General features: G+C 54.6%; 12 protein-coding genes. 8 read left to right on the forward strand and 4 right to left on the reverse strand.

Annotation, left to right across the window (positions count from 1 at the left end; translation table 11 throughout):
- The first annotated feature begins 1 nt into the window (after nt 1).
- From MHH78_RS33585 to MHH78_RS33595, 3 genes are all read left to right on the forward strand, one after another.
- Complete coding sequence (locus MHH78_RS33585) at nt 2-547, forward strand: DUF1697 domain-containing protein (RefSeq protein WP_341170446.1); 546 nt, start codon at nt 2-4, stop codon at nt 545-547.
- A gap of 163 nt (nt 548-710) precedes the next feature.
- Nucleotides 711-2,906, forward strand: a complete 2,196-nt coding sequence (locus tag MHH78_RS33590) for a glycosyltransferase family 39 protein (RefSeq protein WP_341170447.1) — start codon at nt 711-713, stop codon at nt 2,904-2,906.
- A gap of 84 nt (nt 2,907-2,990) precedes the next feature.
- On the forward strand, nt 2,991-3,974 hold the full coding sequence (locus tag MHH78_RS33595; RefSeq protein ID WP_340990907.1) for a glycosyltransferase family 2 protein: 984 nt from the start codon (nt 2,991-2,993) through the stop codon (nt 3,972-3,974).
- A gap of 75 nt (nt 3,975-4,049) precedes the next feature.
- Here MHH78_RS33595 and MHH78_RS33600 read toward each other — a convergent pair whose 3' ends face one another.
- The 3 genes from MHH78_RS33600 to MHH78_RS33610 form a co-directional block, all read right to left on the reverse strand.
- A complete protein-coding gene (locus MHH78_RS33600; RefSeq protein WP_341170448.1) occupies nt 4,050-4,616 on the reverse strand; it encodes an FAD-dependent oxidoreductase in 567 nt (188 codons plus the stop codon).
- Between the two features lie 104 nt (nt 4,617-4,720).
- Nucleotides 4,721-6,190 carry a sensor histidine kinase gene (locus MHH78_RS33605; protein WP_341170449.1) on the reverse strand — a complete coding sequence of 490 codons (1,470 nt, stop codon included), beginning with the start codon at nt 6,188-6,190 and terminating at the stop codon, nt 4,721-4,723.
- On the reverse strand, nt 6,187-6,873 hold the full coding sequence (locus MHH78_RS33610; protein ID WP_340990910.1) for a response regulator transcription factor: 687 nt from the start codon (nt 6,871-6,873) through the stop codon (nt 6,187-6,189). The genes MHH78_RS33605 and MHH78_RS33610 overlap by 4 nt, the downstream gene beginning before the upstream one ends.
- Nucleotides 6,874-7,354: 481 nt before the next feature.
- On the opposite strand from MHH78_RS33610, the gene MHH78_RS33615 reads away from it, so the two are divergent.
- The 3 genes from MHH78_RS33615 (at nt 7,355) to MHH78_RS33625 (ending at nt 12,185) form a co-directional block, all read left to right on the forward strand.
- A complete protein-coding gene (locus tag MHH78_RS33615; RefSeq protein ID WP_076083906.1) occupies nt 7,355-8,518 on the forward strand; it encodes a glucose-1-phosphate adenylyltransferase in 1,164 nt (387 codons plus the stop codon).
- Between the two features lie 23 nt (nt 8,519-8,541).
- Complete coding sequence (glgD, locus tag MHH78_RS33620) at nt 8,542-9,645, forward strand: glucose-1-phosphate adenylyltransferase subunit GlgD (RefSeq protein ID WP_036722265.1); 1,104 nt, start codon at nt 8,542-8,544, stop codon at nt 9,643-9,645.
- A 107-nt stretch (nt 9,646-9,752) separates the two neighbouring features.
- Entirely contained in the window at nt 9,753-12,185 is a 2,433-nt protein-coding gene (locus tag MHH78_RS33625; RefSeq protein WP_341170450.1) for a glycogen/starch/alpha-glucan phosphorylase, read from the forward strand.
- Between the two features lie 235 nt (nt 12,186-12,420).
- Here MHH78_RS33625 and MHH78_RS33630 read toward each other — a convergent pair whose 3' ends face one another.
- Entirely contained in the window at nt 12,421-12,900 is a 480-nt protein-coding gene (locus tag MHH78_RS33630; RefSeq protein ID WP_036722270.1) for a GAF domain-containing protein, read from the reverse strand.
- 231 nt (nt 12,901-13,131) lie between these two features.
- Between MHH78_RS33630 and MHH78_RS33635 the strand changes: the two genes are divergently transcribed.
- The gene (locus tag MHH78_RS33635; RefSeq protein ID WP_036700151.1) at nt 13,132-13,431 is read left to right on the forward strand and encodes a hypothetical protein; all 300 of its coding nucleotides are present in this window, start codon (nt 13,132-13,134) and stop codon (nt 13,429-13,431) included.
- Between the two features lie 179 nt (nt 13,432-13,610).
- Nucleotides 13,611-14,189 carry a GNAT family N-acetyltransferase gene (locus MHH78_RS33640; RefSeq protein WP_341170451.1) on the forward strand — a complete coding sequence of 193 codons (579 nt, stop codon included), beginning with the start codon at nt 13,611-13,613 and terminating at the stop codon, nt 14,187-14,189.
- Nucleotides 14,190-14,193 lie beyond the last annotated feature (4 nt).

A 14,193-nucleotide genomic window follows, 5' to 3' on the forward strand; every position in this document is an offset into this window, starting at 1 on the left:
GATGAATACATACATTGCCTTACTGCGCGGCATTAATGTCGGCGGCAACAAAATCATTAAGATGCAAGAACTGAAGGCGATGTTCGAAGCGCTTAAATATGAGAATGTGCGCACCTACATTCAGAGCGGCAACGTTGTGTTCGAGAGTGAAGGAGCCTCCGCTTCCGGGCTCGCCGGGACCATCAGCCAGCGGATCCAGGAGACCTTCGGCTTTGAGGTGCCTGTCATCATCCGTTCTCTGGAGGAGCTGGAGGCGGTCATCGCCGGTAATCCGTTCCCGCAGAGTGAACAGGAAGCCTACAAGCGCCTGTACGTCTCGTTTCTGGCAGCAGAGCCATCCGCTGAAGCGCTGGAGAAGCTCCGTCCCTATGAGGATGGAGCCGATAAGGTGCAGGTGATCGGCAGGGAGCTGTATGCCTTCTATGAAGTGAGTGTGAGCGAGTCGCCGCTGTTCAAGGTACCATTCGACAAGCTGCTGGGAACGGCGCTTACCGCGCGCAACTGGAACACCCTGAACAAGGTAGCATCGCTGGCCAGTAAGCCGTAAAGGAAATAGTTGCTCTCCCAAATACCCCACCAGGATATATCACTTGGTGGGGTATTTGGCGTGTCCGGCACGTTCAGCAAACATTCAGCGGGCGTTCATTGCCGGTTAAGGTACGGATGCCATAATACACCTAAGAAATGAACGAATCGGAGTGGATCAAACGATGAAAATACTGAAGAGGCCGGGTACCGATGTTGTACTGGTAATGATTATGCTGCTGGCAGCCGTCCTGTACGGATACGGAATCTGGAATGACCAATATGCCAATACGTACTATACAACCGCAGTGGGCAGCATGCTGCAGAGCTTCCATAACTTCTTCTTCGCTTCCCTGGATTCAGCAGGGTCTGTAACAGTCGATAAGCCGCCGGTAACCTTCTGGCTGCAGACCTTAAGCGCGCTGGTCTTCGGCCTGCATGGCTGGAGTGTCATTCTGCCGCAGGTGCTCGGCGGTGTAGGCTCGGTACTCTTAGTCTATCTGCTGGTGAAGCCTTCCTTCGGACGGGCGGCGGCACGGCTAGCAGCGCTCGTTATGGCGGCTACCCCGGTAGCAGCGGCGGTAAGCCGGACGAACAATATTGATGCGCTGCTGGTGTTCACGCTGCTGTTGGCGGCATGGTTTCTCTTCCGAGGTACCCGGACCCACCGGACGGGTAGCCTGCTCGCCGCCTTCGGGCTCATCGGTGTCGCCTTCAATGAGAAGATGCTGCAGGCTTATATGGTTCTTCCGGCCTTTTATCTATTCTATCTTCTGGCAGCCAAGGTGAACTGGAAAAAGAAGACCGGCACCCTTGCAGCCTGCACTGCCGTACTGCTGGCAGTGTCTCTATCCTGGGCTGTAATTGTCGATTCCATTCCGGCAGATGAGCGGCCTTACATCGGGAGCAGCGGCACCAATTCTGTGCTTAATCTGGCTTTTGGCTATAATGGTGTGTCCCGCTTGACCGGTGACCGCGGGGCAGGCGGAAGCGGTGGATTCGGTGGCGGTATGCCCGGAATGAACGGGGAAATGCCGGAATTAGGCGGTGAATTCCCGCCCATGGATGGAGCTGATGGACAAGGGGGCGCAGACGGGCAAGGGGCGACGAACGGCCGTGATTCCGCCGCCGGGGACAATCAGAGCCGTGACAGCGGCGGGACTGCTCCAGGCCAGGACGGACGCGGTGGCGGAATGGTGCCGGGCGGTCAGGACGGCGGACGGCGCGGAGAAGGAGCGGAAGGCGGATTCGGCGGGTTCGGCGGCCCGAACGGACGCGGAGGAATGAACGGCGGCGGCATGTTCAACACAGGCACTGCCGGTCCGCTGCGGCTGTTCCAGCAGGAGCTGTCCGGCCAGGCGAGCTGGCTGCTGCCGTTCGTGCTGTTTGGCAGCATCGGGATCTTGGCCAGCTTGCGCCGCAGGAGCTTCACCCGGCAGCATAAGGAAGCCATCTTCTGGCTGGCCTGGCTGGTCCCGGTCATGGGATTCTTCAGCATCGCAGGCTTCTTCCACCATTATTACCTGATTATGATGGCTCCGCCGGTGGCGGCGCTGGCAGGTGCAGGCTGGTCTCAGCTTTGGAGCTACTATAAGGAGCGGAAGGCCTGGCTGTCCTGGCTGCTGCCCGCAGCGGTGCTGGCTACAACGGTACTTGAGGTGTACATTATCCGTCCGTACGACGATACGATCGGCAGCGGCTGGTCCTCCGGTATTCTGGCAGCAGGTCTTGCCATGACGGTACTGCTGGTCATTCTGCGGCTGCTGAAGGCGCTACGCGATAAGCCCTCCTGGTTACATGCCGCTGCGGTAACTGGGTTCCTGGTACTGCTGATTGGCCCGCTCTACTGGGCATTTACACCGATTGTCTATGGGAATAATAGTATGACTCCAGCAGCAGGGCCGAACAGCGGCAGCTCCTTCGGGATGGGCGCAATGGGCAACATGCCCAACATAGCCAACATGCCCAACATAGCCAACATGGGCGGCATGGGGGGAAGGAATAACGCTGCCGGTATCAATGAGTCTCTGCTGACCTATCTCAAGGAGCATAATACCGGCGAGAAATATCTGTTCGCAGCGATGGATTATGGAACGGCAGGCCCGTATATCATCGACGAAGGGGAGCAGGTCGTCATCCTGAACGGCTTCAATGCGTCAGATACGCCCTACACCCCAGCCACTCTGAAGGAGCTTGTAGAGAGCGGGCAAGTGAAGTACTTCCTGGTCACCAGCGGCGGCATGGGCGGGATGCGGGGCGGCGGCAGCTCGGAGATTACGGAATGGATTACCGCGAACGGGACGGAGGTTCCGGCCGCAGACTGGCAGGGAACGCAGAACAGCGGCAATGCCGGAACCTTGTACGAGATCACCCTGAACTAACCTGCTTGAGCAGGAGATCAGGAAGCGCGTATATCCGGTCGTGTGCCGGCGCGCTTCCTTACTACTTTTGAGGAGGAGCTGCCCATGAGTGTTCAAGTGCGCTATTCCATTATCATACCGATGTTCAATGAAGAGGCTGTTATTCAGGAGACCTACCGGCGCATCAAAAAAGTAATGGGCATAACAGGCGAGCCCTACGAGCTGATCTTCGTCAATGACGGCAGCACGGACAACTGCGCGCAGATGATCGAGGAATACAGCTATTGGGATGAAAGTGTGAAGCTGATCGATCTGTCCCGCAATTTCGGGCATCAGGTCGCTATTACCGCAGGTATGGATTATGCGCTGGGCGATGCGGTCGTGATCATTGACGCGGATCTCCAGGACCCGCCCGAGCTGATTCCCGAGATGATTGCGGAGTGGAAGCAAGGCTACCAGGTCGTGTATGCCAAGCGGATCAAGCGAAACGGAGAGTCCCTGTTCAAAAAGTGGTCGGCCAGCTTATTTTACCGGGTGCTGCGTTACTCGACCGATATCTCCATTCCGGTGGATACCGGCGATTTCCGCCTGATGGACCGCAGGGTCTGCGACGAGCTGAAGCGTCTGCCTGAGAAGAACCGCTTCGTTCGCGGTCTCGTCAGCTGGGTTGGATTCCGCCAGAAGGCGATAGAATACGAGCGGGAGGAGCGGCTGGCCGGAGAGACCAAATATCCGTTCAGACGGATGCTGAAGCTGTCGCTGGACGGCATTACCTCCTTCTCTTATAAGCCGCTGAAGCTGGCGGGTGTTCTTGGAGCACTGCTGTCCGTATCCGGGTTTCTGTACCTGATGTATGTACTGTATCTGGCGCTCTTTACGGATGCGGCCGTGAAGGGCTGGGCGTCGATGATCGGGATCACCTTGACCTTCAACGGGTTCGTGCTGCTCATGCTGGGTATTCTGGGTGAGTATGTCGGACGGATCTATGATGAATCGAAGGGCCGTCCCCTCTATATCGTTCAGGAATTCTACAGCGGCAGGCCGCAGCAGAACGCGCAGGAGCAGAGAGTCGCCAGTCTCAACAAATAACTATATTCCTTCCACATCAAAAAACCGCCTCTCCTCCAAAAAGGAAAGGCGGTTCTTATGTAACAGCTGTATCTGCTAAGCCTTCAGCAAATCGTGATCGACATACCGTGCACCGTTCAGCTCACTGATAATGTTGACGGCAACCTTGGCGCCGTCCCCGGCAGTGATAATCGCGTGGACACTCATTCCGGCAACGGTTCCGGCGGCCCAGATTCCGTCGATGTTGGTTCTGCCTTCCGGTGTGGCGGCAATCACCGTCTTGATTCTTGGCTCCGTACCCTCCTTGGTTGTTACCCCGGCTGCGGCAGCCAGATCCGTCAGAACACCTGTCGCCAGCACGACATGCTTAGCTTCATAAGCAGCTCCGCTCTCTATCCCGATGACGAAGCCCTCACCGCTGGCTTCCAGTGAGGTCGCCTGTCCGGCAACCAGCTCAGCCCCGAACTTCACGGCCTGCTTATGTCCGGTTTCTACAAGATCAGGTCCGCCGATCTCGCTAATTCCGTAATAATTCTCATACCAGCCTCTGCGGGTCATACCTTTGTCGTTGTCAATCAGCAGTGTTTTTTTGCCGGCCTTGGCAGCGAACAGGGCGGCGCTTGCACCGGCAGGACCGGCACCGATAATGGCGATTTCGTACATGAGATAACCTCCTAAAAGTTTTGATAGCATACTCTTCATTGAATCACATCGCAAAACTTGCTTCATTCCTGCTTACTATTATATCGCTATTTACAGCTCATTGGCTAATCCCGCAGACATGGAAGGGAGACCTTGAAGGCAGCGCCCTCACCCGGAGTGCTGGATACCGTCACCTCTCCGTGATGCGCTTCGGCAATGGACCTCGTAATCGATAACCCAAGCCCGGAGCCGCCATATTTGCGTGTGCGGGAGGAATCGCTGCGGTAGAAGCGGTCGAAGACATGCGGGAGATGCTCCGCAGAGATGCCGGAGCCGTTATCCTTCACGGTCAGCTCTGCCAGTTCTCCCGCGGCGTGCAGAGATATATGGATGATGCCCTTGACCGCATCGGTATGCTGAACCGCATTGTGGAATAGATTAAGAAGGACCTGTCTGATCTGGTCAGGATCAACCAGGCACCGGATGCCGCAGGCCAGGTCGAAGACGACCTGCCGCTCCCCGGCCAGTACCCGGAGCTGCGCCTGCATGCCGTCGATCAGCTCGCCCAGCAGTACCTGCTTGACCCGCAGCCGGGGTGCGCCGTCCATCCGGGCGAGCAGAAGCAGGTCCTCCACCAGCTTGTTGATCCGCTTGGCTTCACCATGCATGCTGCTGAGCGCGCTGTAGAGCTGTTCCCGGTTATCGGCAGCTCCGCGCAGCAGCACCTCCAGGAAGCCGTAGATGGACGTCAGCGGCGTCCGCAGCTCATGGGAAGCATCGGCGGCGAACCGGCGCATCTGCTCTTTCGCCTCCCGCTCATTCTTGAACGATATCTCCAGCCGCTCCAGCATGCCGTTGAAGGACTGGGAGAGCTGGTCGATCTCAAGCTGGCCCTGATCCTCAGGGAACCGCACATTAAGGTTACCGGCATCGATGATCTGGGCCGATCTCCCCATGTTGGATAAGGGGACCAGCGTCTTGCGCAGCGCCGGCAAATACAGCAGCAGCCCGGCCAGCAGAGCCGCTACAGACAACGCGCCGAAGATAAGCAGCTGCTGCAGGATGACATCCCTCAGGGGGCCGGTCTCCACCGTCATCTGCAGGAGCATCCGGGCAGCACCCGGTCTGCCGAGGTTCATGAAGACAGCCAGATGCTCACTGCCATCCCCGGCGGTAATCAGCCGGTAGTCCCCATTTGGCTTGAACGTGGGGAGCTTCAACAGCTGGTCATAGGCCTCATTACTCATTCTCGGAGCAGGCGAAGCGGACAGAGTCTCTTCCTTCAAATCCATGAAGCCGCCATCCTGATTGTAGATAGCGAGGGTAGTATGGGCGTCCAGCAGCAGGGGACGACGGTCTCCCCCGGGTCGTCTGTTACCTGCATTATTGAAGATTTCAAATGGCACAGAGCGTATCTGGGTCTCCATCGCCTCTGCCCGGTTGCTGTAGATGAAATTTCGCATGAGTACATACTGGAGTGTGCCGATCAGTATAAGCAATCCTGAGAGAATGAGCAGCGAGGTGACGAGCAACTGCTTGCGCAGGGAACGCGGAGCATGGAATCTGCCCGTGAATCTACGGGTCCGGGCAGTCATACCAGATCCACCCGGTACCCCGCCCCGCGCAGGGTGCGGATGATCCGGTGCTCCTTGTCGCCGAGCTTCTCCCGGAGGGAGCGGATATAGACCTCCACGATATTCTCCTCCCCGCCGAAGTCATAGCCCCACACCTTGTCCAGAATCATCGGCTTGCTCAGGACCAGTCCGTGGTTGATCACCAGATACTGCAGCAGCTCATATTCGGTCGGAGACAGCTCCAGCACCTCCTCCTTATGGCGGATCTCCTTGCGGCGGCCGTCAATCCGGAAGGGGCCGCAGCGGACCTCGCCGAGCAGGCCGGGGAACTGGTTGCGCAGCCGGGCCTGAATCCGGGCCAGCAGCTCCTCGAAGCTGAACGGCTTCACCATGTAATCATCTGCGCCCAGGGACAGACCCGTGACGCGGTCGTCCACCTCATCCCTCGCGGTCAGCATAATGATCGCCACCTCCGCTTCCTCGGAACGGAGGCACCTGCAGACCTCGAATCCGTCCATGCCGGGCATCATCACATCGAGAATAACGACATGCGGCTTGAAGTCGGCCGCCGCTGCCAGGGCCTCAGCGCCATCTGCGGCGGTCTGTACCTCAAAGCCTTCATTGATTAGGCCCAGCTCCAGGAACTGAAGGATATGAGGCTCATCATCCACCAGGAGTAGCCGGACACCTTGGGCTGCTTTCATTAGCAATTCCTCCATATCCAGTAATTAAGTAAGTATAGTATGTCCATAGTTTGAAGCTACAGGTTGAAGGTTTGCTGAAAATAGGTCTTTGGAGCCAAACCTTCGATTCATTCGCGCTGATTGCGGTTAATCATATTAATCTAATTATAGTGATTTATCGCGCCATGAATATGAAATATAGTTAGAAATTACTCAGTTTAAGGCGGGCAATAAAGGGTTTTGACGGCGGGTATAGAACACTATTAGAATAAAGGATACAACCTGGTTTTTGCTTTTGATTCGGCTTAACCGGTAATATGTCCCGATCAGCTGTTTTCCTCCCCGTATCACCCGTATTCATCCTGTCTCTGCATTTCTTTTGGGCTACATCTTTTCACAACACTTCTTTTTAGGGTATTTACTTAGGTCTAACTTCACAGCATCACTCATTCAACCTAATTTATTACATGTTCCATTACCCATAAGTCAAGGAGGCTCTTCCATGAAGAAAAAAGAGATGGTAGCCATGCTATTGGCGGGAGGCCAAGGGAAAAGATTAAAAAGTTTGACCAAATCGATTGCCAAACCGGCTGTTTATTTCGGAGGAACCTACCGGATCATCGACTTCCCCCTAAGTAACTGCTCCAATTCGGGCATCGATACCGTGGGTGTGCTGACACAATATGAACCGCTGGTGCTGCATTCGTATATCGGAGTCGGCAGCGATTGGGATTTGAACCGCAAGGATGGCGGCGTATTCGTATTGCCACCGCATGAACGGGAGAATGGAAGCAGCTGGTACCGGGGAACGGCGGATGCCATTTACCGCAATCTTAAGTTCGTGGATCAATTCGATCCGGAGCATGTGTTAATTCTGTCGGGAGACCATATTTACAAGATGGATTATCATGCCATGCTGCAATATCACAAATCCAAGAACGCCGACTGCACCATCTCGGTCATTGACGTTCCATTGGAGGAAGCGAGCCGCTTCGGCATACTGAATACGGAAGATGATCTGAAGATCTACGAGTTCGAAGAGAAGCCAGCCCAGCCTAAGAGCACACTTGCTTCTATGGGGGTATATATTTTCAAATGGGATGTTCTGCGCAAGCATCTGCTTGAGGACGGGGAGAACGCCGGATCATCCCATGACTTCGGTAAGGACATTATTCCGATGATGCTGGGTGAAGGCCAATCCCTGTACGCTTATCCTTTTGAAGGCTACTGGAGAGATGTAGGTACGGTAGACAGTCTGTGGGAAGCGAATATGGATCTTCTGAGCGATACGCCTCCCCTGAACCTGAACGATACCGGCTGGAGAATCTTCACCCGTAATCCGAATCAGCCCGCACAATATGTGGCACCGGGAGCCAAGGTATCAAGCTGCATCATTAATGAGGGCTGCATCGTGCATGGCGAGGTGAAGCACTCTGTCCTCTTTTACGGGGTTGAAGTGGGCGAAGGCAGTGTCATCACCGACTCTGTCATTATGCCCAAGGTGAAGATCGGCAAGAACGTGAGAATTCACAAAGCCATCATCAGTCAGAACACGGTCATTGAGGATAATATGGAAATCGGCGCCGACCGGGAGAATGAGAATGAAATTCTGCTGATCGACAAACGAAGCAAGAAGCTCAAATCTGTAGCAGCCAAAACCATATAACCACAAGAGGGCGGGGGATTCCGATGAAAGAGCTTATGGGTGTAATTAATCTTGATCATGAATTGGATAATTTAAATGAACTGACCTATTTCCGCTGCGGGGCAGCGGTCCCCTTCGCCAGCCGGTACCGGCTGATTGATTTCGTCTTGTCCAACATGATGCGTGCAGAGCTGGAGAGCGTGGGACTGTTCGTCCGCCGCAAATACCGGTCGCTGATGGATCATCTCGGTGACGGCAAATCGTGGGATATGAACCGTAAGCACGGCGGACTGTTCATCCTGCCGCCAGACTGGAATGACCCTACGGACACTTCCCTGGGAGACCTGCAGCATTATCATAACAATCTGGATTTCTTCAAAAGGGCTTCGGCCAAATACATTGTCTTCTCCGGCAGCCAGCACATTAACACGGTGGATCTGCAGGACCTCTATCAGTATCACCTGGAGCAGGGCGCGGATGTAACGATGGTCTACAAGCAGATTGACGAGCTTCAGCCGGAGCATGATCCGTGTCTGCGGGTCGAGCTTAATGACGACAACCTCGTTACGAATATTCACCATGAGAAGCATCATCCGAATGTGTATCTGGACATCTTCATTATGGAGAAGAAGCTGTTCCTGGAGCAGGTGGAGCATTGCATTGCCCATGGCGAGAGCTATTTCTTCCGCGATGCCATTCAGAAGAACCGCCACAAATTCAAAATCTCCGCCTATGAATATAAGGGTTACCATGCCGTTATCAATTCGCTGGAGAGTTACTATAAGAACAGTCTGGAGCTGCTGAAGCAGGAGAATTACTTCGGCCTGTTCAAAGAGAATCCGGTGCAGACCAAGATTAAATACGAGGCGCCTACCCGTTATCTGGATAGTGCGTCGGTCAGCAACTCGCTGGTGGCCAACGGCTGTGTAATCGCCGGGACGGTGGAGAACAGCGTTATTTTCCGGGGCGTACAGATTCGTAAGGGTGCGAGAATTATTAATTCTGTGATTATGCAGAAATGCGTGATTGAAGAGAATGCCGTGATTGAGAATGTGATCATGGACAAAGATGTGCATCTCAGCAAAGATCGGATACTCGTTGGAGACAGCAGGCGTCCATTTGTCATAGCCAAGAGCAGCAAGATATAATATCTGGATCAGGGGGAATGTGCCACTTCGGGGCATTTCTTCTGATCCAGTGTTGTAATAGGCACTATTATCAACCAATACATGCATCTGTAAGGAGGAACCTGCTGTTGTTCAACGATAAAGAGACTTTCAAACAAGTGTTCCGTGAGAAACTCATCGGGAAATTAGGCAAGCCGCTTGAAGAAGCTTCGAACGCCGACATCTATAATATTCTCGGCAACATGATCCGGGAGAGTGCTGGTAAGAACTGGGCGGACACCAATCAGAAGTTCAAGATCGATAAGGATAAGCAGGTATATTATTTCTCCATGGAATTCCTGATCGGCAGGCTGCTGGGCAATAACCTGCTGAATATGGGCGTGCTGGAGGTTGTCCGCGAGGGCCTCGCGGATCTGGGGTTCTGTCTGCAGGATATCGAAGAGGTGGAAGCCGATGCCGGTCTGGGCAACGGGGGGTTGGGCCGTCTGGCCGCCTGCTTCCTGGATTCGCTCGCTTCCCTGCAATATGCAGGACACGGCTGCGGCATCCGTTATAAATACGGCTTGTTCGAGCAGAAGATTGTAGACGGCTATCAGGTGGAGCTGCCGGATTACTGGCTGCAGAATGACAACGTGTGGGAAGTACGCCGCGAGGACAAACAGGTCGAGGTGCATTTCTGGGGACAGGTGGACACCCGCTGGGAGAATGATGAGCTTGTGTTCGAGCACAAGGATTATGAAGCCGTACGGGCGGTTCCGTATGATATTCCGGTGATCGGTGCCGACCGCAGACATGTGAACACGCTGCGGAACTGGAGTGCCGAGTCCATCACCCAGCCATCGAGAGTCTTCGGTGCTCAGGGCGGTACGGATTATCACAAGTTCCTCGAATACAAGCGTTCGGTGGAATCCATCTCTGAATTCCTGTATCCCGATGATTCCCAGTACGAAGGCAAGCTGCTTCGTCTGAAGCAGCAGTACTTCATGTGCAGTGCCGGCCTGCAGAGTATTATCCGGACCTTCGCCAAGACGGGTCTGCCGATTGACAGCCTGCCTGACAAAGTAGCCCTGCATATCAATGACACTCATCCTACGCTGGTGATCCCTGAGCTGATGCGCATCCTGATGGATGTCTATCATCTGGGCTGGGATCAGGCCTGGAGCATGACTACCCGGATGGTGTCGTATACCAACCATACCATTCTGAGCGAAGCGCTGGAGAAGTGGCCGATCGGCATGGTCAGAGAGCTGCTTCCGCGCATCTTCCTGATTATTGAGGAGATTAACGCCCGCTTCTGCGGCGAGCTGATGAGTAAATATCCCGGAGACCAGGACCGGATCAATCAGATGGCGATCATCCATGACGATCAAGTACGGATGGCACATCTGGCGATTGTCGCCAGCCACAGTGTGAACGGTGTAGCGGCGCTGCATACGGAGATTCTGCAAAAGCGTGAGATGCGGCTGTTCAATGAGATGTATCCGCACCGCTTCAATAACAAGACCAACGGCATTACGCACCGCCGCTGGCTGCAGCATGCCAATCCCGAGCTTGCCGGACTGATCAGCGAGTCCATTGGCACCCGCTGGATGCATCAGCCCCAGGAGATGATCGGACTGATCAAATACAGTGAGGATGCCTCCTTCCAGGAGCAGGTGGCCGCCATCAAACGCCGCAACAAGCTGCATTTGGCTGAATATATCACGAAAAAGCATGGTATTGCGGTAGATCCCGACTCGATCTTCGATGTACAGGTCAAGCGCCTGCATGCCTATAAGCGCCAGCTGCTGAACGTGCTGCATATTATGCATTTGTATAATCAAATCAAGGATAATCCATCCATTAATATCGTGCCGCGGACCTTCATCTTCGGTGCCAAGGCTGCTCCAAGCTATCATCTGGCCAAGCGGATCATTAAGCTGATCAATACGGTGGCTGATGTAGTGAACCGGGATCCGGACATAAACGGGAAGATCCGTATCTTCTTCCTGGAGAATTATTCGGTATCGCTGGCGGAGAAGATTATTCCGGCCGCCGATGTTAGCGAGCAGATCTCCACGGCGAGTAAGGAAGCCTCTGGTACCGGCAATATGAAGTTCATGATGAACGGTGCGCTGACGATTGGAACCATGGACGGGGCAAACGTGGAGATGCATGAGATGGTAGGGGACAATAATATGTTCCTGTTCGGCCTCCGGGCAGAGCAGGTACTTGATTATTACCAGTACGGCGGATACCACGCCCGCGATATCTATAATGGCGACGGCCGGGTAAAAGAAGTCTTGGATCAGCTAATCGTCCCTGGCCCCTTCAGCTCCCATGCCCAGGAGTTCGATACACTCTTCCAGTCGCTGATTGATAACAATGACGAATTCTTCGTGCTTAAGGATTTCGCCAGCTATGTGGAGACCCATGTCAAGATTGACCTGGCTTACCGGAACCAGAAGGAATGGCTGAAGAAGTCCATCATCAATATCGGCCATTCCGGCAAATTCTCCAGCGACAATACGATTAGCCGCTACGCCGCCGAGATTTGGCATATCGATCCGGTCCGGCTGTAACGCCATCGGTACAGGCTGCAGCTTCATAGCCGCAGCTCCAGGCGGTATAATCAGAACAGCAAAAGCCGCCCCACCCAGGAATAATTCCTGCGGTAGGGCGGCTTCTTTGGTGCATAAGAATTGATATGTTTTGGGGTCCCCGCAAAGTACCTAAGTCATCATCAAAGCTAAGCTCCACTTTGTGGGGGTATTTTGCGGTTTAGGACTTACTTGCTGCTGCTGATGAAGGCTAGCCTTATAGCACCTCGGATACCATGGCTGCGAACCGTTCGAGGAAGCGGCGCTCCTCGTCGTCGAAGCGGTGCTTAAGCGGGCTGTCGATATCCAGTACGCCATAGAGGGTGTCCCCTTTGACCAGTGGAACAACAATTTCGCTGTTAGAGGCAGCATCGCAGGCAATATGTCCCGGGAAGGCATGAACATCGCCGACCACTAGCGTGCGGCGCTCGGCGGCTGCGGTTCCGCAGACACCGCGGCCCAGCGGAATGCGGATGCAGGCCGGAAGTCCCTGGAAGGGGCCGAGCACCAGCTCTGTGCCGTCATACAAGTAGAAACCGGTCCAGTTGGTGTCCGGCAGAGAGAGCTTTAACAGCGCCGAGGCGTTGGCCAAGTTGGCAATGGCGTTCGGTTCACCCTCCATCAGTGCCCCGAGCTGGCTGAGAACGGCTTCGAACCGTTCGCTGCGAGTGCCATCATAAGGCATGGCTTGAAACATGAAGCATCACCTTCCTGTACCTTGAGTCAGTATGAATCCCATAACTGTTAACTATCAAGATAGTACAGGGAAGCGCAATACGTCAAGCATTAACGGGGGATTAACAGGTTTTACCGCTTAGTGGAAGAAGAGGAAGAAGCAAGAATTACTTAAGCGGGGATGTTTCCGGGAACTCAGGGCAGGGTAATGCTTTTATAAATACAGCAGGCTAGTAGCCAGAAGGAGTGAAACATGCGCGCCGACGTACAGAACTTGTTTATTGGAATCCATATGCTATATTGTGCACATGAGAAGGATCTGACACTAACGGAAATGCTGCCGGAGCTGGAGAACCTGGGGTACCGGGTGGCGGAGCGCGAAGTGAAACAGGAGCTGGAACGGCTGACACAGGAGAATTTCCTCACCGCCCATGGCGACGCTTATAGTGTCACGGGAACAGGAATCGAAGAGTTCAAAGCCATTCAGGCCAAGCTTGGTGTACTGTGCACCGAAGTGCTTAAGCCGGTTAAGGCAGCGGGTGCGTCGGGTTAAGTCTGAATGCAGCTGCAACGAATGGAACATAACATAAGGGATAAGGTACAGCGTCTGACCGTGTGGCGGCAAGCCATGGGGGCAGACGCTATTTGTGATGGGTAAGCGGGAGTGACAGGTAAATGCGCCGTCCGGGCAGAATAAGATGTATACTGATAGGGTTGAAAGGGGACGGGAACATGTATGTGTGCGGGGGGGTTATCCCGGAACTAAGCGGACGGAGGGTGCGTCTGCGGGCGATGCTGCCGGCGGATGCGCAGGCGCTGTTCGCAATTTGGAGCCATCCGGCAGTAGCGCCCTGGCTGGATGGCCCTCCTCTGTCCTCTGTGGAGGATACGGAAGCACTGATTGCCCTGCTGGCGGAGTGGGCGGTGGAGGAAGAGAGCCTGCGCTGGAGCATCCTGGGGCCGGAAGGCAGTGTCATCGGCAGCTGCGGCTATAACCACTGGCAGCTTCAAGGCGCTTACCGGGGAGAGATCGGCTTCGAGCTGTCACCGGCAGCCATGCGCCAGGGGTACATGCAGGAAGCGCTTATGCTTGCGCTTGCGTTCGGCTTCCAGAGCATGGGGCTGAACCGGATGGAAGCCTTGTGCCATCCGGGCAACCTTCGGGCAGAGCGTCTGCTCACGGGACTTGGCTTCCGGCAGGAAGGCCTGTTGCGGCAATATCGGCATACAGCATCGGGCTATCAGGATGTATTGATGTATTCCCTGCTGCAAGGAGATACGGGCGCAGGAGAGAGAACAGAGAGAACATAGAGAG

The organism is Paenibacillus sp. FSL H3-0333, assembly GCF_038002805.1.
Taxonomy (GTDB): Bacteria; Bacillota; Bacilli; order Paenibacillales; family Paenibacillaceae; genus Paenibacillus_AQ; species Paenibacillus_AQ silagei.

Bases quoted from the DNA above. Each gene is read 5' to 3' on its own strand.
- MHH78_RS33585 (WP_341170446.1), top strand. From the start codon at position 2: ATGAATACATACATTGCCTTACTGCGCGGCATTAATGTCGGCGGCAAC.
- MHH78_RS33590 (WP_341170447.1), top strand. From the start codon at position 711: ATGAAAATACTGAAGAGGCCGGGTACCGATGTTGTACTGGTAATGATT.
- MHH78_RS33595 (WP_340990907.1), top strand. From the start codon at position 2,991: ATGAGTGTTCAAGTGCGCTATTCCATTATCATACCGATGTTCAATGAA.
- MHH78_RS33600 (WP_341170448.1), bottom strand. From the start codon at position 4,616: ATGTACGAAATCGCCATTATCGGTGCCGGTCCTGCCGGTGCAAGCGCC.
- MHH78_RS33605 (WP_341170449.1), bottom strand. From the start codon at position 6,190: ATGACTGCCCGGACCCGTAGATTCACGGGCAGATTCCATGCTCCGCGT.
- MHH78_RS33610 (WP_340990910.1), bottom strand. From the start codon at position 6,873: ATGAAAGCAGCCCAAGGTGTCCGGCTACTCCTGGTGGATGATGAGCCT.
- MHH78_RS33615 (WP_076083906.1), top strand. From the start codon at position 7,355: ATGAAGAAAAAAGAGATGGTAGCCATGCTATTGGCGGGAGGCCAAGGG.
- glgD (WP_036722265.1), top strand. From the start codon at position 8,542: ATGAAAGAGCTTATGGGTGTAATTAATCTTGATCATGAATTGGATAAT.
- MHH78_RS33630 (WP_036722270.1), bottom strand. From the start codon at position 12,900: ATGTTTCAAGCCATGCCTTATGATGGCACTCGCAGCGAACGGTTCGAA.
- MHH78_RS33635 (WP_036700151.1), top strand. From the start codon at position 13,132: ATGCGCGCCGACGTACAGAACTTGTTTATTGGAATCCATATGCTATAT.
- MHH78_RS33640 (WP_341170451.1), top strand. From the start codon at position 13,611: ATGTATGTGTGCGGGGGGGTTATCCCGGAACTAAGCGGACGGAGGGTG.